Below are 17,550 nucleotides of genomic sequence, written 5' to 3' on the forward strand. Positions count from 1 at the left end.
CCACAGGGTTTGTGTTGACTCGCTATTTCGCGAACGACACAAACCCTGTGGGAGCGGGCTTACACCGCGATAGCTATCTATCAGTCAGCTAAGATATTTGACCAACCCGCGATAACAGGTCGCCAAATGATAAGGCGTAGTCGAAGGCATGTCCTTGCGGCTCACTTCGCCCTGTTCATCGCGACACTCATACCAGCCGCCCGCATGCAAAAAACGCTGTTGCAGCGCCTGCAATTGGCGCTGCACAGAGGCTTCGCTATCGGGGCGTAAAGTCAGGGCACGCAAGTATTCAGCCTGGGCCCAGATGCGTTGGGTCGCATCACGAGGGTGGTCGTCCAGCTCCAGCATCGCGCGCACAGCCCCGGTCTGCTGATCCACGCCCTGTTGCTCGGTAAACGTAAAGGCGCGGTCCAGCGACGCATGCAATTTGGAGCCGCGCAGCAAGGGTGAGGACTCCAGCAGGAAATACCATTCGAACTGATGGCCAGGCTCGAACCAGTTATCCACAGCGCCCAGCGGCTTTTCCATCAATACCGCGTGTTGCGGATCGATGAAGCGCTTCTGCATGGCTGTGCATAACTCGAGAAGCGCGCTCTGCACAGCAACGTCCTCGCGCACCGAAAGGATGGCGAGGAAGGCTTCGGCCAAATGCATCAATGGATTCTGCAGCGGCCCGGAGTTGAGCGAGGACCAATCACGGTCCAGGCTGGCTTCGTACAGGCCGTCGCCTGTGGCGAAGCGCTGCGCCAACACTTCCAGCGTGGCGTTGAGCACCGACTCCACCAGCGGTTCGCGAACCTTGTCCCAGTAATGGGCGCAGGCGAACAGGATGAAAGCGTGTGTGTAGAGGTCTTTGCGCTGATCCAGCGGCGCACCTTGCGGGTCGATGCTATAGAACCAGCCGCCATGCTCGGCATCGTGGAAATGTTGTTGCAAGGATCGGAACAGTGCCGCCGCACGTTCTTCGGCCTGAGGCACTTGACCGATCAGGCTGGAAAACAGGTACAGCTGCCGCGCGCAAGCCATGGCCCGATAGCGCTGCGGTGGCAGCGGCTGATGCTTGGCGTCCAGCGCTTCATAAGGCAATGCCATGTCGGCGTTCCAGCCGGGGCCTTGCCAGAGCGGCACGATCACGTCCTGGAAGTGCTGTTGCACCGAGGCGAACAGGGCGGTCAATTCTGGCTGGGAAGCAGAGCGGGAAACAGAGGGCATTGGCTGGCGTCGTCACGGCAGGGGCGATTGCGCGACATGGTAGCAGAGAGGCAGGCTTGAGAGAGGCGGCGTCTGTCAGGCCGCCTTCGCGAGCAAGCCCGCTCCCACATTTGTCCTGCGTACACAGATCAAATGTGGGAGCGGGCTTGCTCGCGAAGGGGCCGGAACAACCGATAAAAAATCAGCCTGCCAACAACCAAACCCCAGTCGCCGCTGAGGCCGCGCCCGCTAACCGAACCAGTGGTGCGGCAGCCTGAGGCAAGACGCGAACCACCGCATAACCCGCTGCATGCAAAGCTGCCGTCGCCACCACAAACCCCGCCGCATACGCCCACGGGCTCGACATCTCCGGCAATTCCAGACCATGCGCCACGCCATGAAACAGCGCGAACAATGCGGTCGCACCCACCGCCAGGCTCAACGGCGGACGCACCGCCAAAGCCACCGCCAGGCCCAACGCCAATACCGAGGCAGCAATTCCGCTTTCCAGCGCCGGCAGGTTCAGCCCTTCAAAACCCAGCAGGCCGCCGATCAGCATAGTGCCCACGAACGTGCAGGGCAGCGCCCAACGCGCGGCGCCTTTCTGCTGCGCGGCCCACAACCCTACGGCAACCATGGCCAGCAAGTGATCGAGGCCGCCGATCGGGTGGCTGATGCCAGCCATCAAGCCATTGTCGCCGTGGCCCGGGTGAGCGAACGCGATGGCCGGGGTCAGCAGCAGGGCCATGGCGCCCAGAATGCGTTTCAGTGTCATGGATAAGCTTCCTTGTTGATAAGTGTGATCAGGCCGCAGTCAGTAAGCCCTGGCGTTCGATGAAGGCGATGATTGCTTCCAGGCCCTGACCGGTTTTCTGGTTGCTGAAAACAAACGGTTTGCCGTTGCGCATGCGTTGGGTGTCGCTGTCCATCATCTCTAGCGAGGCGCCTACCAGCGGCGCCAGATCGATCTTGTTGATCACCAGCAAATCGGATTTGCAGATCCCCGGCCCGCCTTTGCGCGGGAGCTTGTCGCCGGCCGAAACGTCGATCACATAGATGGTCAGGTCCGACAGTTCCGGGCTGAAGGTCGCCGAGAGGTTGTCGCCACCGGACTCCACCAGGATCAGGTCCAGCCCTGGGAAGCGCCGGTTCAGTTGATCCACGGCTTCGAGGTTGATCGAGGCGTCTTCGCGAATCGCCGTGTGCGGGCAGCCGCCGGTTTCCACGCCGATGATCCGCTCGGGCGCCAGGGCTTCGTTGCGTACCAGAAAGTCGGCGTCTTCGCGGGTGTAGATGTCGTTGGTCACGACGGCGAGGTTGTAACGGTCGCGCAGGGCCAGACACAGGGCCAGGGTCAGGGCGGTTTTGCCGGAACCGACCGGGCCGCCGATGCCGACGCGCAGGGGTTGTGTGTTCATGTGATTCTCCAAAATAAAAGGCCCTAGGAACGGAACAGACGGCTGTACTGGCGCTCATGGGCCATACACGCCAGGGACAGGCCGAAAGCGGCGCTGCCAGAGTGTTCGGGGTTGATTCGGGTGGCGTCTTGCTGCGCCTGTTGCAGCAGCGGCAGCAGTTCGCTGGTCAGGCGCTGCGTGGCTTGCTGGCCCAGGGGCAGGGTTTTCATCAGCACCGCCAATTGGTTTTCCAGCCAGCTCCAGAGCCAGGCGGCCAGCGCATCTTGCGGGCTGATCTGCCAGGCGCGGGCCGCCAGCGCCCAGCCAAGGGCCAGATGCGGTTCAGGGCATTGGTCGAGAAAGGCCCGGGCGGGTGCATCCAGTTCCGGTAAACCGTTGAGCAGTTGCTTCAACGAATAACCCATCTGTCGACTTTCCTGATGCAACTCGCGGGTTTCCCGGCTGGCGCGATGTTCTTCGCAACGTTGCAGCAGTTCGGCCCAGTTTTCTTCGGCCGCAGCGGTGCAATGGGCGAGCAGTAGCGGCGCTTCGAAACGCGCGAGATTGAGCAGCAACTGATCGCTGATCCAGCGCCGCGCGCTGTCAGGATCGTTTACGCGGCCGTTATCCACAGCCATCTCCAAACCTTGGGAGTAGCTGTAGCCGCCAATCGGCAGCTGTGGACTGGCCAGACGCAGCAGCGCCCAGGCTGGGTTCATAAACGCACGCCGAACTGATGCAGTTTCGGCGGATAGTTGAAATCCTCGTCACCCTGGCGCGAATGGTGATGGCCCCCGCCGTAGGCACCGTGTTCCGGCTGGAACGGCGCTTCGATGGTCTCGGCATTGGCACCAAGCTGTTCGAGCATCGCCTTGAGCACGTAATCGTCGAGCAGGCGTAACCAGCCATCGCCGACTTGCAGGGCCACATGGCGGTTGCCCAGGTGATAGGCGGCGCGGGTCAGTTCGAAGGCATTGGCGCAGGTGACGTGCAGCAGTTGTTCGGGGCGAGCGCAGACGCGAACAACGCGCCCGTCTTCGGCTTGCAGGCATTCGCCGTCATACAGCGGCGGCTGACCGCGCTCCAAAAACAACCCGACGTCTTCACCCTCGGCACTGAAACAGCGCAAACGGCTTTTGCTCCGGGCTTCGAAAGTCAGGTGCAACTCGGCGGCCCAGACGGGTTGAGGGTCGATTCTGCGATGAATCACCAGCATCGGAAGGCTTCCAGCAATGGACAATGCTCAGGGATAGAGCAAGGGGCTTGCCAATCGGGTGAGAGGTAGGAAATGCCTGTCGGAGCGAAGGGGGGGACTCACGATGCTGCAGGGTTTTGATTGAAGTTGGTGCGAGAGGATTATTTGCGCACCAAATTGCGGCGAAATGCCTGTGTGGGAGCGGGCTTGCTCGCGAAGGCGGAGTAACAGGCTACTCAGATGTTGAATGTGATGGCCCCTTCGCGAGCAAGCCCGCTCCCACAGGGTGAGGTGCGTTACTCGGTGCTGCCGAGGCCTTGCCAGTGTTTGAGGCCTATGAAGATGAAGCGCAACTGCTGCGTGATTTTCGCCTGAGGCGTCAGATGATCCGGCAACGCCTGCACCGGCGGATCGATAATGTCCGGCAGGGTGGCGAACACGCTTTTGACGATCAGATCAGCCATGACACTCAAACCTGCAATGTCCAGATGCTGCAGTTTCGGCATCAGCGACAAGTCCGCCGCCAGGTCCGAGCTGATATCTTCGCGCAAGCGGCCAATGGCCTGGCGCACCGGCAACGAGCCGCCGTACTGTTCGCGGGCAAGAAACAGGAACTGCGATCGATTGGCCGTGACCACGTCGAGAAAAATCCGCACCGAGGCGTCGATGATGCCGCCCATGACGAACTCGTTATGGCGCACCAGGCGGATGGTTTCACGGAAGGTCTGACCGACTTCGCTCACCAGCACCAGGCCCAGTTCATCCATGTCGGCGAAATGCCGGTAGAAACCGGTGGGTACGATCCCGGCGGTTCTGGTCACTTCGCGCAGGCTCAGGCTGCCGAATCCTCGGCCGCTTTCCATCAAGTGGCGGGCAGCGTCCATCAGGGCGTTGCGGGTCTGTTGTTTCTGTTCGGCGCGGGGCAGCATCGCAAGGGTGTTTTCTGGACAGGGACAGCGGCGCACTCTAGCAAATCGGCTTCGCTGGCGTCGAACGACTATCGGGATATCACGCGGGGAAATGCAGCTTCTATAAAGTCAAAAGCCCAATCCGGGGATTGGGCTTTTTTTTCGGGCCGCCATGGGCTTAGCTCACAGCGCTGTTGCGTTCGATTACACGGTCACCACCACCTTCAGCAAGGGTTTGACCTTGTGGAGTGCGATCGGAACCGTCGGCAGCCAGGGTCTGGCCTTGTGGAGTGCGATCGGAACCGTCGGCAGCCAGGGTCTGGCCTTGTGGGGTGCGGTCGGAACCGTCAGCAGCCAGGGTCTGGCCTTGTGGAGTACGATCAGAACCGTCTTCCGCCAAGGTTTGACCTTGTGGAGTCTTGTCATAACCGTCTTCGGTGATCAGGCCTTTTTCTTTCAGGCGATCATTGCCACCTTCGGCCAAGGTCTGACCTTGTGGAGTGCGGTCGGAACCATCAGCGGCAACGGTCTGGCTGAACACCGAGTGGCTGTCTTTGACTTGTGGAGTGGCCTGATCTGCGGCCGGCAAAGCAAGAGCGGTGCTGGCTAACATCGAGAGGGTCAGGCTAAGCAGTAATTCGCGTTTCATGATGGGTTGCTCCTTGGGAGGGCGATAAAGTGGGTACGAGGACAATGCTACTCTCGAGAAGTCGATATAAAAGTTCATAAACGCAATGGTAATAATCAACAGAATTGATTGTTCGGCCGCGGCGCTCTAGAACGGGCGTTTCCGGCGAGCTTTTTTGCACCGAGGTGGGTATTTTCGACCCACTCTCGCCTCGCAAAAGTGCGGGTGCGGTAACGCCGGATGAGGGAGCAGGGTGTTCCCGGCCGATTATTTGAGTGTTAAGTGCCTATTCGGTTAAACCTGCGGCGCATTTTTCAGTCGTAGATTTCATGGCAGGCCGGTTCTGGCCTAACGTTTCATCAGTGCGTCGCTGTCGGGACGCTCAGTCGTATTCAGGAGCCCTGTGCAATGACGCGCACTCGTAAAATTCTTGCCTGGACCTTCGCCAGCCTCGTTGTCCTGCTGGCCGTCCTGGTGCTGATCATCGCGTTCTTCGATTGGAACCGGATCAAACCGCCCCTGAACGCCAAGGTGTCCGAAGAACTGCATCGTCCATTCGCCATCAATGGCAACCTTGCGGTGGTCTGGCAGCGCCAGCCTGACGAGGGCGGCTGGCGAGCCTGGGTGCCGTGGCCGCATGTGGTGGCCGAGGATCTGAGCCTGGGCAACCCGGACTGGTCGAAGCAACCGCAGATGGCCACCCTCAAACGTGTCGAGCTGCGTATTTCGCCATTGGCTTTGCTGGCGCAGCGGGTGGCGATCCCGCGCATCGACCTGAGCGAACCCAATGCCGAGCTGCAGCGTCTGGCCGACGGTCGCGCCAACTGGACGTTCAAGTTCGATCCCAAAGATCCCGACGCCGAGCCTTCGAAATGGGTGCTGGACATCGGTGCCATCGGCTTCGACAAGGGCCACGTCACACTCGACGACCAAAAGCTGAAGACTCAGCTTGATCTGCTTATCGACCCGTTGGGCAAACCGATTCCGTTCAGCGACATTGTCGGAGACAAAGCGGCAAAAAAAGCGGTTGAAAAGGGTGGTTCGCCACAGGATTACGCCTTCGCACTGAAGGTCAAAGGCCAATACCACGGTCAGAATCTTGTGGGCCAGGGCAAGACTGGCGGCTTGTTGGCTTTACAGGACGCCACCAAGCCGTTCCCGCTTCAAGCGCAAATGAAGATCGCCGACACCAGCGTCGAACTGGCCGGTACGCTCACCGATCCATTGAACCTCGGCGCCCTGGATTTGCGCCTGAAACTGGCCGGGGCCAGCCTGGGTAATCTCTATCCACTGATTGGCGTGACGCTGCCGGATACTCCGCCTTACGCCACCGACGGGCACTTGGTTGCCAAGTTGAACGAGCCGGGCGGGGCGGTGTACCGCTATGAGGCGTTCAATGGCACCATCGGCGAGAGCGATATCCATGGCAACCTGACCTACGTTGCGAGCCAGCCGAGACCCAAACTGAGCGGGGCGCTGGAGTCCAATCAATTGCTGTTTACCGACCTGGCCCCATTGATCGGTGCCGATTCCAACGCCAAGCAAAAGGACCGCGGCGGTGAAAGCAAGCAGCCGGCGGATAAGCTGCTACCAGTCGAGGAGTTCAGGACTGAGCGCTGGCGCGATATGGACGCCGACGTTGAATTCACCGGCAAACGTATCGTCCACAGTGCAAAACTGCCGTTCACCGATCTCTACACCCATGTGGTGCTGACCGATGGCGTGCTTAGCCTCGAGCCCCTGCGTTTCGGCGTGGCCGGCGGCAATCTGGATGCACAGATTCGTCTGGACGGGCGCACCGAGCCATTGGAAGGCCGGGCCAAACTGACGGCGCGCAAGTTCAAGCTCAAGCAGCTATTCCCCACCCTGGAGCGGATGAAAACCAGTTTCGGTGAGCTTAATGGCGACGCCGATCTTGTCGGTCGTGGCAACTCGGTGGCCAAGCTGCTGGGCACTGCCGACGGCAATTTGAAGATGCTGATCAATGACGGCGCGATCAGTCGCGAGTTGATGGAGTTGGCGGGGCTCAACGTCGGCAATTATGTAGTGGGCAAGATCTTTGGTGACAAGGAAGTGAAGATCAATTGCGCGGCGGCCGACTTCGAGATCAAGGCAGGTCTGGCGACCACGCGGCTGTTCGTTTTCGATACCGAGACCGCGATCGTCTACGTCGACGGCACGGCAAACATGGCGACCGAGCAACTGGACCTGACCATCTCCCCGGAATCCAAGGGCTGGCGCTTGATTTCGCTGCGTTCGCCGCTGTATGTTCGGGGCAAGTTCATCAAGCCGGATGCGGGCGTGAAACCGGTGCCGTTGATGCTGCGTGGGGCCGGGATGGTTGCACTGGGTGTGATTGCCGCGCCGGCGGCGGGCTTGCTGGCGTTGATAGCCCCCAGCGCTGGTGAGCCCAATCAGTGTGCGCCGTTGCTGGAGCAGATGAAGGCGGGCAAGGCGCCGGTGACGGTTAAACCTACCAAGTAACTTTCGGCGTCTGTGAAGACGCCATCGCGAGCAGGCTCGCTCCCACAATGGACCTGTGTTTACAGGAAAAATGTGGGAGCGAGCCTGCTCGCGATGGCGATATGCCCGACGCTACAGATCTTTCAGAATGCAATCGAAGCCTACAGGGGAATGAGTTCTCCCGAAGGCTGCGATCTTGGCAATAAACCAGACAACCGAGCCTCCTCCTGCAACCACGCAAAAAATGCCCGCACCGGCGGATGCCGTTCACGGCCTGGTACACACAGCGCACTGTATCCGGCCCCGTCGACCTGAATGTCCCCCCGATAAGGCAGCAGCACACCGCTGGCCACACTCTCCGACACCAGAATATTGCTCGCCAGCACCAGGCCTTGCCCGGCGATGGCGGCTTGCAGGGCGTAATGCTCTTCGTCGTATTCACGCACCGCCGGTTGCGCGGCCAGCCAGCTTTCGCCGGACTGCGCGCACCAGGCCTCCCAGCCATGGGCATACAGCTTGGAGTTGTGCCAGCGCACGCTGATCAAGGTAGGTACCCGACTGGGTGCCAAGGCCACTTGTTCAGGCGAGCCATAGACCCCGAAGGACTCGTCGAACAGGCACAAACCATACAGGTTCGGATAATCGTCGAGGCTGTAACGCACCACCAGATCGAGGCTGGCGTCCTGATGCAAATCGATCACTTCGCAGTGAGTGTCCAGGCGCAGGCTGATGTTCGGATGACGGGCGTAAAACCGTCCCAGCCGCGGCACCAGCCAGAGGGCGGCGAAGGCGGCCGTGGTGGAAATCGTCAGGCTCGTGCCGCTGCGTTGCGGGCGCAAGGTATCGACGCTCTGCGCCACTTCCAGCAGGGCGCCGTGCAGGCTGCGGAACAGCCGTTCGCCGCATTCGGTAAGGCGCACCTGCCGTGGCAGTCGTTCGAACAACGGCACGCCGAGCCAGTTTTCCAGGGAGCGGATTTGATGCGAGACCGCCGTCGGCGTCACAGAGAGCTCTTCGGCGGCGGCCTTGAAGCTCAACAGGCGCGAGGCGGATTCGAAGGCGCGCAGGGCAGTCAGCGGCAAAGAGGCAAACATTTTAAAACTCCATGGATGAAATGGATTCATCCAGACTGATTTCTGTTCATTTGAAGATAGGCGGCTGCGCGCTTCAAACTGCACGCCAAAGCCGTTTAAGTTTAGCCCTTCAAGGAGATTCAGATGAGCAGAATTCTTGCCATTCATGCCAGCCCCCGTGGCGACCGTTCACATTCGCGGCGTTTGGCCGAGGTGTTTCTTTGCGCCTGGCAGGTCCGCAACCCGCAGTCGCAACTGACCCGCCGTGAAGTCGGTCGGGCGTTGATTCCAGCTGTCAACGAAGCGTTTGTGGCGGCCGCTTTTCATCCGGAACCCGAAGCGCGACCACTGTCGATGCAGGCCGACCTGGCACTCAGCGATGAATTGGTGGGGGAGTTGCTCGGCCATGATCTGTTGGTGATTTCCACACCGATGTACAACTTCAGTGTGCCCAGCGGCCTCAAGGCCTGGATCGACCAGATAGTGCGGCTCGGGCTGACGTTCAATCACACCCTGGACAACGGCGTCGCTCAGTACGAACCGCTGGTGCGGGGCAAGAAGGCATTGATCGTCACCAGTCGCGGCGGATTTGGCTTCGGCCCCGGCGGTGAACTTGAAGCGATGAACCATGCCGATCCATTGCTGCGCACGGCATTAGGGTTTATCGGCATCACCGACGTCACCGTGGTCGCCGCCGAGGGTGAGGAGTCCGCCGAGCGCACGTTCCAGGTGTCCGTGGCCGAGGCCGAGCAGCGTTTGCTGGCGCTGGCCAGGGAGTTCTAGATGGCCTGGTTGTTCTTGTTGATCGCCGCCGGGTTCGAAGTCACCTTCGCCATGGGCATGAAGTACGCCGAAGGCTTCACACGGCTCTGGCCGTCAGTCATTACGGTGGTGGCCGCGGTGGGCGGGATTTACTTCCTGACCTTGGCCATGCGCGAATTGCCGGTGAGCATCGCCTACCCGATCTGGACCGCTATCGGTTCGCTGGGCACGGTGTTTCTCGGCTTTGCGCTGCTCGGCGAAAGCCTGACCGCGCTCAAGCTGGTGTCGGTCGGGCTAATTGTGGCGGGCGTGGTGGGGTTGAAGTAAGCGATGTCATAGACTGGTCGTTGAGTTGTCATCTTGGGTGGCGATGCTTGGCTGATGCCTTGCATCCAGCCTTGCTTCATCTCACCGATCACAAGGATGTTCATCCATGTCGCAAGGTTCCGCCACGCGTTACCCCTTGGTGTTGGTCCCGGGGATGCTCGGGTTTATCCGTCTGCTGCTCTATCCCTATTGGTACGGAATCATTTCGGCGCTGCGCCGGGATGGGGCGACCGTGATTGCGGTGCAGGTCTCACCGCTCAACTCCACCGAGGTACGCGGCGAGCAATTGCTGGCGCGGATCGAGGAGATTCTGCGCGAAACCGGGGCCGAGAAGGTCAACCTGATCGGTCACAGCCAGGGCTCATTGACCGCCCGTTACGCCGCGGCAAAACGCCCGGACCAGGTGGCTTCGGTGACCTCGGTAGCCGGGCCGAATCACGGCTCGGAGCTGGCGGACCATCTGCACACCCATTATCCGGCTGACAGCGCCAAGGGCCGGCTACTGAGCTTTTTACTGTGGCTGATCAGCGCGTTGATGTGTCTGCTGGAAACCGGCTACCGCGGGCCGAGACTGCCGGTGGATATCCCGGCTTCGCACCAATCCCTGACGACGGCGGGCGTGGCGCTGTTCAATCAGCGTTATCCACAAGGTCTGCCTGACACTTGGGGCGGGCATGGTCCGGAAGTGGTCAATGGCGTGCGTTATTACTCCTGGTCCGGAACCTTGCAGCCGGGCAAGACCGATCGCGGGTGCAACCTGTTCGACGGGACTAACCGCAGTTGCCGGTTGTTTGCCAGGACGTTCGTGCACGAGGCGGGGCATTGCGACGGGATGGTCGGGCGTTACAGCTCGCATTTGGGGACGGTGATTGGCGATGAATACCCGATGGATCACTTCGATATCGTCAACCAGTCGCTGGGGCTGGTGGGCAAGGGGGCCGAGCCGGTGCGGTTGTTTGTCGAGCATGCGGCTCGGTTGAAAGCGGCCGGAGTTTAGCCGTCAGACCGCGTCATCGTTCATCGCGAGCAAGCCCGCTCCCACAGTTGACCGCGTTTAGACAGGCAACGCCGATCAAATGTGGGAGCGGGCTTGCTCGCGAAAGCGTCAGATCAGGCAACACTCACCTTACGGCCCAACACCGTCGTCCAGCGCTCGGAAAGAATCACCCCACCCAACGTCAACACCCCACCCACCAAGTGATACAGCGCCAACTGTTCATGCAGCACCACCGCCGCAATCAGCGCCGTGATCAACGGCAGCAAATTGAAAAACAGCGTGGTCCGGCTCGGCCCCAGTCGCACCACGGCCTGCATCCACGCCAGCGGCGCAAGCATCGAGGCCAGCAGGCAGGCGTAGAGCACCAGCGGGATGTTCTGCAGGGTCGGGCCGATTTTCGGTGAGGCGAGGAACAGCGGAAACAGCACCACCACCGCGACCAACACCTGCAAATACAACAACACCAGCGGCGGCAAACGCAGCTGCCATTTTTTCAGTAAGGTGCTGTAAATCGCATACGCCAGCGTGGCGATCAGCATCATCGCGTCGCCTAGGTTCACCCCGTGTTCCAGCAACGCGCCAAGGCTGCCGGACGACACCACCACCAAAACCCCCGCAAACGACAACACCGCACCGGCCAGTGCGCCGGCGGTCAGGCGTTGGCCGAGGCTGACAATCGCCATGGCCAGCGACATCAACGGCATCAGCGACAAAATGATCCCCATGTTGGTGGCTGAAGTCAGCGTCGCAGCGAAGTAAGCCAGGCTCTGATAAACCGCCATGCCAAGCACGCCGAGGATGAAAATCCTGCCCAGGTTCGGGCGGATCAACGGCCAGTGGGTGATTACCGGTTTAAGCATGAAAGGCGTGAACAGCAGTGCGGCCAGCAGCCAGCGGTAGAAACCGATTTCGGCGGGAAAGATCGCGCCGACCGCCAGTTTGTTGATCACGGTGTTGCCGGCCCAAATGAGAATGGCCAGCAGGGGGTAAGCGTATTGCATCGGGAAAAACCAGAACGTTAATGAAGGGTGATTATCCGCTTGTCTGAATCAATGCCTATACTTCGATCCAGACAACCTGCCCCTGATTCCGGACAGCATGAACAGCAAACACATCGACCTGCTGGATTTCAGCGAACTGCCGGCCCCGGTCTATTTCCGCTATGCCGACTTCAACACCCACGAATACGCCTCGGCCCACCATCATCCTTGGGGCACCCTCGAGTATTCGGCCAATGGGGTCTTGCACATGGAAATCGGCAGCCGCCGCTTCATGTCGCCGCCGCAATACGCGGTGTGGGTGCCGCCCGGGACCGAGCACAGTTTCTATAGCAATCAGCCGATCAACTATCGCGCCGTCTGTCTCGCGCCGACGCTGTGCCGCGATCTGCCGCAGCAGGCCTGCACCCTGGCGATCAGCGACATTCTCAAGGCGATCCTGAAAGACTTCGCCACCCGCGATGTGAAAATTCCCGAGCACGATGCAGACAAGCGTCTGGCTCAAGTGCTGGTGGACCAACTGCAACAGGCACCGATGCATGAGTGTTACTTGCCCTACGCCAGCAGCACCGGGCTGCTCGCAATCCTTGAAGCCTTGCAGACCGAGCCTGGGGACAACCGGCCATTGGCGCACTGGGCCGGGCAAATTCACGTCAGCGAACGCACGTTGGCCCGGCAGTTTGTTCGCGAATTGGGCATGAGTTTCGGGGAGTGGCGGCAACGGCTGCGGTTTCTGGCGGCGATCGAAGCGCTGGACAGCCAGCGCAGCATTCAGGAAATCGCCTTCGACATGGGTTACAGCACCGGCTCGGCATTCATCGCGATGTTTCAGCGTCAGGCCGGGTGCACGCCTGAGCAATATCGACGCAGCCACCTCGATAGCAGGTGAACGTGTAACAGGCTTTGTCTACACTCCGAAACGAGGCCGCATCCATCGGTGCGGCAACAAGGAGAACACTCCATGAAGATGTTGCGTGCCCCGTTGTTGATGGTCGGTTTGCTGCTCTGCTCCCAAGGTTTCGCCGCCACTGCCCAACAGAACAAAATGACCACCTGCAATGCCGATGCTACCGCCAAAAGCCTCAAGGGCGACGAGCGCAAAGCCTTCATGAGCACCTGCCTCAAAGCCGCGCCGGCCGCCGATGCCGCCAAGCCAATGACCCCTCAACAAGAAAAGATGAAAACCTGCAACACCACCGCCACCACCCAGGCCCTCACGGGCGATGCGCGCAAAACCTTCATGAGCGAATGCCTGAAGAAGAAATAAGCAGCGCGGTTAGCTCGGGAGGCTTCGTGGCGGTTGTGCTGGCCCCTTCGCGAGCAAGCCCGCTCCCACATTTATTCTCTGGTGGGCACAGATAGTGCGTTCACAGTAGATCCAGTGTGGGAGCGGGCTTGCCCGCGAAGGGGCCAGTAAGGCCGACCGACACAATCCCTAGTGCTCGCCCCGGAACGCTGGCAGACTGCCAATCCTTTTACGTCGTTCGTTTTGAGGCTGTATGTCAGCGTTTTCTCAGCGTCAGGTCTTGTTGTTCATCAGCTGGGTCATCATTTTTGGTGGTTTGCTGCTGGTGCTTCCTCTGCGATTGCTGCCCAGCCTGCTGGCCGGGTTGTTGGTGTTCGAACTGGTCAACATGCTCACGCCGCAATTGCAGCGGCTGATCGAAGGCCGCCGTGCGCGCTGGCTGGCGGTGGCGTTGCTGGGAACATTGGTGGTCAGCGTGCTGGCGCTGATCTTTGCCGGTGCGATCAGTTTTCTGTTGCACGAGGCGGAAAACCCCGGCGCTTCTCTCGATAAATTCATGGTTGTGGTCGATCGCGCGCGTGGGCAGTTGCCGCCGTTCATCGACGCTTATCTGCCGGCCAGTGCCGCCGAGTTCCGGGTGGCCATCGGCGAGTGGATGAGCAAGCATCTCAGCGATTTGCAACTGGTGGGCAAAGACGCCGCGCACATGTTCGTGACGCTGCTGATCGGCATGGTGCTGGGGGCGATCATCGCCTTGCAGCGAGCGCCGGACGTGACCAAACGCAAGCCTTTGGCCGCGGCGCTGTTCGACCGCTTGCACCTGTTGGTCCAGGCGTTTCGCAACATCGTTTTCGCCCAGATCAAGATTTCCCTGCTCAACACTTTCTTCACCGGGATTTTCCTCGCGGTGGTCCTGCCGATGTTCGGGATTAAACTGCCGCTGACCAAAACCCTGATCGTGCTGACCTTCCTGCTCGGCTTGCTGCCGGTGATCGGCAATCTGATCTCGAACACCTTGATCACTATCGTTGGCTTGTCGCTGTCGATCTGGGTGGCGGTGGCGGCGTTGGGTTATCTGATTGTGATCCACAAGCTCGAATACTTCCTCAACGCGCGCATCGTCGGCGGGCAGATCAGTGCCAAGTCGTGGGAGTTGCTGCTGGCAATGCTGGTGTTCGAAGCCGCGTTCGGCCTGCCGGGCGTGGTGGCGGGGCCGATTTATTACGCGTATCTGAAGAGTGAGTTGAAGCAGGTGGGGATGGTTTGATCCCAGAGATGTGTTGCATGTCCTGACGCCTTCGCGAGCAAGCCCGCTCCCACACTCGACCGAGTTCCTCCAGATGGAATGCGGTCGAATGTGGGAGCGGGCTTGCTCGCGAAGCAGGCGCCGCGGTCTTTCAGGTCAATCCATCGGGCCGTAACGCTTGGCCGCCTCGATCGCCAACCCACTACCGATGCTGCCGAAGATGTTCCCTTCCACATGCCGAGCATTCGGCAACATCGCCGAGACGCTGTTGCGCAGCGCCGGAATTCCGCTCGAACCGCCGGTGAAGAACACGGTGTCCACCTGATCGACCCGCACATTGGCGTCGTTCAACAACCGGGTCACGCTGTTGCGCACCCGCTCCAGCAAGTTGTCGATGGCCGATTCGAACAGTGCCCGGCTCAACTCCACGCTCAAACCCGGTTCGATACGATCCAGTGGCACATGGCGGCTGTCGGCGTGGGTCAGCTGGATCTTGGTTTCTTCCACTTCCATGGCCAGCCAGTGGCCGGCGCGCTGGTCGATCAGCTTGAACAGGCGATCGATGCCGCCGGTGTCCTCGATGTCGTAACGCATGCTGCCCAGGGCCAGGGTCGACTTCTGTGAGTACACCGAGTTGATGGTGTGCCAGGTCGCCAGGTTCATGTGGTGGCTGGTCGGCATGTAGGCGCCGCTCTTCATCCGGCTGCCGTAGCCGAACAGCGGCATCAGGCCTTGCAGGCTCAACTGCTTGTCGAAGTCGGTCCCGCCGATGTGCACGCCACCGGTGGCGAGAATGTCGTCGTGACGGTTGTCGTGGTTGCGGCGCTCAGGCGACAGGCGCACCAGCGAGAAGTCCGACGTACCACCGCCGATGTCGACGATCAGTACCAGCTCTTCCTTTTCGATGGTCGACTCGTAGTCGAACGCCGCTGCAATCGGCTCGTACTGGAACGAGACGTCCTTGAAGCCGATGGCGCGGGCTACATCCACCAGGGTGTTTTCTGCTTCCTGGTCGGCCAGTTCATCGTCATCGACGAAAAACACCGGACGGCCCAGCACCACTTCCTCGAATTCCCGACCGGCAGCGGCTTCGGCACGCTTTTTCAACTGGCCGATGAACAGCCCGAGCAGGTCCTTGAACGGCATCGCCGTGCCCAGGACGCTGGTGTCGTGCTTGATCAGCTTGGAGCCCAGCAGGCTCTTGAGCGAGCGCATCAGCCGGCCTTCGTAGCCTTCCAGGTACTCGTGCAGCGCCAGTCGGCCGTACACCGGGCGGCGTTCTTCCATATTGAAGAAGACCACCGAGGGCAGGGTGATCTTGTCGTCCTCCAGCGCGATCAGCGTTTCCATGCCGGGGCGCAGCCAGCCGACGGTGGAGTTGGACGTGCCGAAGTCGATACCACAGGCACGGGCTGGAGATGCGTTTTTCATGTCTTTCAAGTTCCGGTTAAAAAACGGCCGCGCAGTGTATGTCAGAGCGGCGAAGATTCGAAGGCCGACTATCCGTTAAATCGCAGCGCTCAGCGCTTGAAAGATGCCCGATCACCCCCAAACTTCCCTGCATAGACTTGGCAACCCCTGGGGCGACTGCAAGAACCGCGCCCTGCTGCCGATAAACTTCTGATGCGCTGCCCGGTCACAAAGTTGAGATCGGTCAATCCAAACGCTGCAAACAAGAGCATGCTGTGCCTGGCTGCGCGATTTCGATAATGGATGGTGATTCCCTCGATGGACTTCAAAGACTATTACAAAATTCTCGGTGTGGAGCCGACCGCGGACGATAAGGCGATTAAGGCCGCCTATCGAAAGCTGGCGCGCAAATACCACCCCGACGTCAGCAAGGAAAAGGACGCCGAGTCCAAGTTCAAGGATGCGTCGGAAGCCTATGAAGCGCTGAAAAGCGCCGACAAGCGCGCCGAATACGATGACTTGCGCAAATACGGCCACCACGGTCAGCCTTTTCAGGGCCCGCCGGGTTGGCAGAGCCGCGGTGGTTTCGGTGGTGGTGGTCAGGACACGGGGGATTTCTCGGACTTTTTCAGTTCGATCTTCGGCAACCGTGGTCCGGGTTTCAGTGGTGGTGGACGGTCGGGCCATAGTGCCGGGCGTCGAGGGCAAGACGTGGAAATGGAATTACCGGTTTTTCTGGAAGAAACCCTCTCGACCGAATCGAAGAAGGTCAGCTTTCAGGTGCCGCATTACAACGCTGCCGGCCAACATGTCAGCAACACCAGTAAAAGCCTGAACGTGAAGATCCCCGCCGGCGTGACCGACGGCGAGCGCATCCGCCTCAAGGGCCAGGGCGCTCCGGGCATCGGTGGCGGGGCCAATGGCGACCTGTACCTGACCATTCGTTTTGCGCCGCACCCCAAATTCGACGTCGAAGGCGAAAACCTGATCATCACCTTGCCACTGGCACCGTGGGAGCTGGCGCTGGGGACCGAAGTCGCGGTGCCGACCCTGACCGGCAAGATCAACCTCAAGGTTCCGGCCGGCAGCCAGAATGGCCAGCGCATGCGCGCCAAGGGCCACGGCCTGCTGCACAAGACGGGTCACCGTGGCTATCTGTTCGTGCAGCTCAAGGCAGTGATGCCGAAAAAACTCGACCATGACGTCAAAGAATTGTGGGAGGAGCTGGCAAAAAAAGCCGCTTTCGATCCGCGAGAGAACTTTTGATTTTGAGATAAGGAGTAGCCAATCATGAGCGACCCCGTGATCGTTCTACTGGACCTGGCAGAATTCTGCGAGGCGACCGAACTGTCGGACGTGCACGTGATCGAGATCGTCGAACACGGCATCCTCGAACCTCAGGGAGCCCTGCCCAAGGATTGGCGCTTCACCGATTATGAGCTGGTGCTGGCCAAGCGTGCTGCCAAGCTGCGGCGCGACCTTGAGCTGGAATGGGAAGGCGTCGCCCTGGCGCTGGACCTGCTGGAAGAGGTCCAGCAACTGCGGGCCGAAAACCGCATGCTCAAGCAGCGGTTGGGGCGGCTGGTGGTCGAGTAGTTGTTCTGATGTTTTTGTGTTGCCTTGAGGACGCTTTCGCGAGCAAGCCCGCTCCCACAGGGGATTTGCGGCGCACACAAATCAAATGTGGGAGCGGGCTTGCTCGCGAAGAA

Annotated in this window: 19 protein-coding genes; 9 read left to right on the forward strand and 10 right to left on the reverse strand. The window is 60.2% G+C overall.

Annotated elements, in window-relative coordinates:
• Positions 1 to 84: 84 nt before the first annotated feature.
• From AB7M29_RS06150 to AB7M29_RS06180, 7 genes are all read right to left on the reverse strand, one after another.
• Complete coding sequence (locus AB7M29_RS06150) at positions 85 to 1,212, reverse strand: AGE family epimerase/isomerase (protein WP_454246525.1); 1,128 nt, start codon at positions 1,210 to 1,212, stop codon at positions 85 to 87.
• A 181-nt stretch (positions 1,213 to 1,393) separates the two neighbouring features.
• Positions 1,394 to 1,966, reverse strand: coding sequence for a HupE/UreJ family protein (locus AB7M29_RS06155; RefSeq protein WP_217855623.1), 573 nt, complete (start codon positions 1,964 to 1,966; stop codon positions 1,394 to 1,396).
• A gap of 28 nt (positions 1,967 to 1,994) precedes the next feature.
• Positions 1,995 to 2,609, reverse strand: a complete 615-nt coding sequence (gene ureG / locus AB7M29_RS06160; protein WP_038360437.1) for an urease accessory protein UreG — start codon at positions 2,607 to 2,609, stop codon at positions 1,995 to 1,997.
• Between the two features lie 23 nt (positions 2,610 to 2,632).
• Positions 2,633 to 3,307, reverse strand: a complete 675-nt coding sequence (locus AB7M29_RS06165; RefSeq protein ID WP_454246526.1) for an urease accessory protein UreF — start codon at positions 3,305 to 3,307, stop codon at positions 2,633 to 2,635.
• On the reverse strand, positions 3,304 to 3,804 hold the full coding sequence (gene ureE / locus AB7M29_RS06170) for an urease accessory protein UreE (RefSeq protein WP_454246527.1): 501 nt from the start codon (positions 3,802 to 3,804) through the stop codon (positions 3,304 to 3,306). The genes AB7M29_RS06165 and ureE overlap by 4 nt, the downstream gene beginning before the upstream one ends.
• Before the next feature lie 275 nt (positions 3,805 to 4,079).
• Positions 4,080 to 4,712 (reverse strand): TetR family transcriptional regulator, encoded by a 633-nt coding sequence (locus AB7M29_RS06175; protein WP_454246528.1) that lies wholly within the window; start codon positions 4,710 to 4,712, stop codon positions 4,080 to 4,082.
• A 157-nt stretch (positions 4,713 to 4,869) separates the two neighbouring features.
• Positions 4,870 to 5,340, reverse strand: a complete 471-nt coding sequence (locus AB7M29_RS06180) for a hypothetical protein (protein WP_454246529.1) — start codon at positions 5,338 to 5,340, stop codon at positions 4,870 to 4,872.
• 387 nt (positions 5,341 to 5,727) lie between these two features.
• Here AB7M29_RS06180 and AB7M29_RS06185 point away from each other — a divergent pair, with 387 nt between their 5' ends.
• Complete coding sequence (locus AB7M29_RS06185; RefSeq protein WP_454246530.1) at positions 5,728 to 7,803, forward strand: AsmA family protein; 2,076 nt, start codon at positions 5,728 to 5,730, stop codon at positions 7,801 to 7,803.
• A gap of 140 nt (positions 7,804 to 7,943) precedes the next feature.
• Here the strand turns inward: AB7M29_RS06185 and AB7M29_RS06190 are convergent, their stop codons facing one another.
• The gene (locus AB7M29_RS06190) at positions 7,944 to 8,876 is read right to left on the reverse strand and encodes a LysR substrate-binding domain-containing protein (RefSeq protein WP_052965900.1); all 933 of its coding nucleotides are present in this window, start codon (positions 8,874 to 8,876) and stop codon (positions 7,944 to 7,946) included.
• A 123-nt stretch (positions 8,877 to 8,999) separates the two neighbouring features.
• Between AB7M29_RS06190 and AB7M29_RS06195 the strand changes: the two genes are divergently transcribed.
• The 3 genes from AB7M29_RS06195 (at position 9,000) to AB7M29_RS06205 (ending at position 10,941) form a co-directional block, all read left to right on the forward strand.
• Positions 9,000 to 9,638: an FMN-dependent NADH-azoreductase gene (locus AB7M29_RS06195; protein WP_217855634.1), complete on the forward strand. Its 639-nt coding sequence runs from the start codon at positions 9,000 to 9,002 to the stop codon at positions 9,636 to 9,638.
• A complete protein-coding gene (locus tag AB7M29_RS06200) occupies positions 9,639 to 9,944 on the forward strand; it encodes a DMT family transporter (protein ID WP_007903452.1) in 306 nt (101 codons plus the stop codon). It begins immediately after the preceding gene.
• 106 nt (positions 9,945 to 10,050) lie between these two features.
• Positions 10,051 to 10,941 (forward strand): esterase/lipase family protein, encoded by an 891-nt coding sequence (locus tag AB7M29_RS06205; RefSeq protein WP_217855636.1) that lies wholly within the window; start codon positions 10,051 to 10,053, stop codon positions 10,939 to 10,941.
• A gap of 113 nt (positions 10,942 to 11,054) precedes the next feature.
• On the opposite strand, the gene AB7M29_RS06210 is transcribed toward AB7M29_RS06205, so the two are convergent.
• Positions 11,055 to 11,942 carry a DMT family transporter gene (locus tag AB7M29_RS06210; protein WP_217855638.1) on the reverse strand — a complete coding sequence of 296 codons (888 nt, stop codon included), beginning with the start codon at positions 11,940 to 11,942 and terminating at the stop codon, positions 11,055 to 11,057.
• 97 nt (positions 11,943 to 12,039) lie between these two features.
• On the opposite strand from AB7M29_RS06210, the gene AB7M29_RS06215 reads away from it, so the two are divergent.
• From AB7M29_RS06215 to AB7M29_RS06225, 3 genes are all read left to right on the forward strand, one after another.
• Positions 12,040 to 12,828, forward strand: coding sequence for an AraC family transcriptional regulator (locus AB7M29_RS06215; RefSeq protein WP_217855640.1), 789 nt, complete (start codon positions 12,040 to 12,042; stop codon positions 12,826 to 12,828).
• A gap of 72 nt (positions 12,829 to 12,900) precedes the next feature.
• Positions 12,901 to 13,206 (forward strand): PsiF family protein, encoded by a 306-nt coding sequence (locus tag AB7M29_RS06220; protein WP_217855642.1) that lies wholly within the window; start codon positions 12,901 to 12,903, stop codon positions 13,204 to 13,206.
• Positions 13,207 to 13,438: 232 nt separating this feature from the next.
• A complete protein-coding gene (locus AB7M29_RS06225) occupies positions 13,439 to 14,452 on the forward strand; it encodes an AI-2E family transporter (protein WP_447788138.1) in 1,014 nt (337 codons plus the stop codon).
• A 135-nt stretch (positions 14,453 to 14,587) separates the two neighbouring features.
• Here AB7M29_RS06225 and AB7M29_RS06230 read toward each other — a convergent pair whose 3' ends face one another.
• Positions 14,588 to 15,862, reverse strand: a complete 1,275-nt coding sequence (locus AB7M29_RS06230) for an Hsp70 family protein (RefSeq protein WP_454246531.1) — start codon at positions 15,860 to 15,862, stop codon at positions 14,588 to 14,590.
• Positions 15,863 to 16,159: 297 nt separating this feature from the next.
• Here AB7M29_RS06230 and AB7M29_RS06235 point away from each other — a divergent pair, with 297 nt between their 5' ends.
• Together AB7M29_RS06235 and AB7M29_RS06240 are read left to right on the forward strand one after the other, a co-directional pair.
• Positions 16,160 to 17,107, forward strand: coding sequence for a DnaJ C-terminal domain-containing protein (locus tag AB7M29_RS06235; RefSeq protein WP_454246532.1), 948 nt, complete (start codon positions 16,160 to 16,162; stop codon positions 17,105 to 17,107).
• Positions 17,108 to 17,131: 24 nt separating this feature from the next.
• Positions 17,132 to 17,437, forward strand: a complete 306-nt coding sequence (locus AB7M29_RS06240; RefSeq protein WP_095052922.1) for a chaperone modulator CbpM — start codon at positions 17,132 to 17,134, stop codon at positions 17,435 to 17,437.
• The last annotated feature ends 113 nt before the right edge of the window (positions 17,438 to 17,550 follow it).

This window comes from Pseudomonas sp. F-14 TE3623 (genome assembly GCF_053629015.1).

What these genes read in the sequence shown, in the direction of transcription:
- AB7M29_RS06150 (WP_454246525.1), bottom strand. Translation starts at nt 1,212, where the DNA reads ATGCCCTCTGTTTCCCGCTCTGCTTCCCAGCCAGAATTGACCGCCCTG.
- AB7M29_RS06155 (WP_217855623.1), bottom strand. Translation starts at nt 1,966, where the DNA reads ATGACACTGAAACGCATTCTGGGCGCCATGGCCCTGCTGCTGACCCCG.
- ureG (WP_038360437.1), bottom strand. Translation starts at nt 2,609, where the DNA reads ATGAACACACAACCCCTGCGCGTCGGCATCGGCGGCCCGGTCGGTTCC.
- AB7M29_RS06165 (WP_454246526.1), bottom strand. Translation starts at nt 3,307, where the DNA reads ATGAACCCAGCCTGGGCGCTGCTGCGTCTGGCCAGTCCACAGCTGCCG.
- ureE (WP_454246527.1), bottom strand. Translation starts at nt 3,804, where the DNA reads ATGCTGGTGATTCATCGCAGAATCGACCCTCAACCCGTCTGGGCCGCC.
- AB7M29_RS06175 (WP_454246528.1), bottom strand. Translation starts at nt 4,712, where the DNA reads ATGCTGCCCCGCGCCGAACAGAAACAACAGACCCGCAACGCCCTGATG.
- AB7M29_RS06180 (WP_454246529.1), bottom strand. Translation starts at nt 5,340, where the DNA reads ATGAAACGCGAATTACTGCTTAGCCTGACCCTCTCGATGTTAGCCAGC.
- AB7M29_RS06185 (WP_454246530.1), top strand. Translation starts at nt 5,728, where the DNA reads ATGACGCGCACTCGTAAAATTCTTGCCTGGACCTTCGCCAGCCTCGTT.
- AB7M29_RS06190 (WP_052965900.1), bottom strand. Translation starts at nt 8,876, where the DNA reads ATGTTTGCCTCTTTGCCGCTGACTGCCCTGCGCGCCTTCGAATCCGCC.
- AB7M29_RS06195 (WP_217855634.1), top strand. Translation starts at nt 9,000, where the DNA reads ATGAGCAGAATTCTTGCCATTCATGCCAGCCCCCGTGGCGACCGTTCA.
- AB7M29_RS06200 (WP_007903452.1), top strand. Translation starts at nt 9,639, where the DNA reads ATGGCCTGGTTGTTCTTGTTGATCGCCGCCGGGTTCGAAGTCACCTTC.
- AB7M29_RS06205 (WP_217855636.1), top strand. Translation starts at nt 10,051, where the DNA reads ATGTCGCAAGGTTCCGCCACGCGTTACCCCTTGGTGTTGGTCCCGGGG.
- AB7M29_RS06210 (WP_217855638.1), bottom strand. Translation starts at nt 11,942, where the DNA reads ATGCAATACGCTTACCCCCTGCTGGCCATTCTCATTTGGGCCGGCAAC.
- AB7M29_RS06215 (WP_217855640.1), top strand. Translation starts at nt 12,040, where the DNA reads ATGAACAGCAAACACATCGACCTGCTGGATTTCAGCGAACTGCCGGCC.
- AB7M29_RS06220 (WP_217855642.1), top strand. Translation starts at nt 12,901, where the DNA reads ATGAAGATGTTGCGTGCCCCGTTGTTGATGGTCGGTTTGCTGCTCTGC.
- AB7M29_RS06225 (WP_447788138.1), top strand. Translation starts at nt 13,439, where the DNA reads ATGTCAGCGTTTTCTCAGCGTCAGGTCTTGTTGTTCATCAGCTGGGTC.
- AB7M29_RS06230 (WP_454246531.1), bottom strand. Translation starts at nt 15,862, where the DNA reads ATGAAAAACGCATCTCCAGCCCGTGCCTGTGGTATCGACTTCGGCACG.
- AB7M29_RS06235 (WP_454246532.1), top strand. Translation starts at nt 16,160, where the DNA reads ATGGACTTCAAAGACTATTACAAAATTCTCGGTGTGGAGCCGACCGCG.
- AB7M29_RS06240 (WP_095052922.1), top strand. Translation starts at nt 17,132, where the DNA reads ATGAGCGACCCCGTGATCGTTCTACTGGACCTGGCAGAATTCTGCGAG.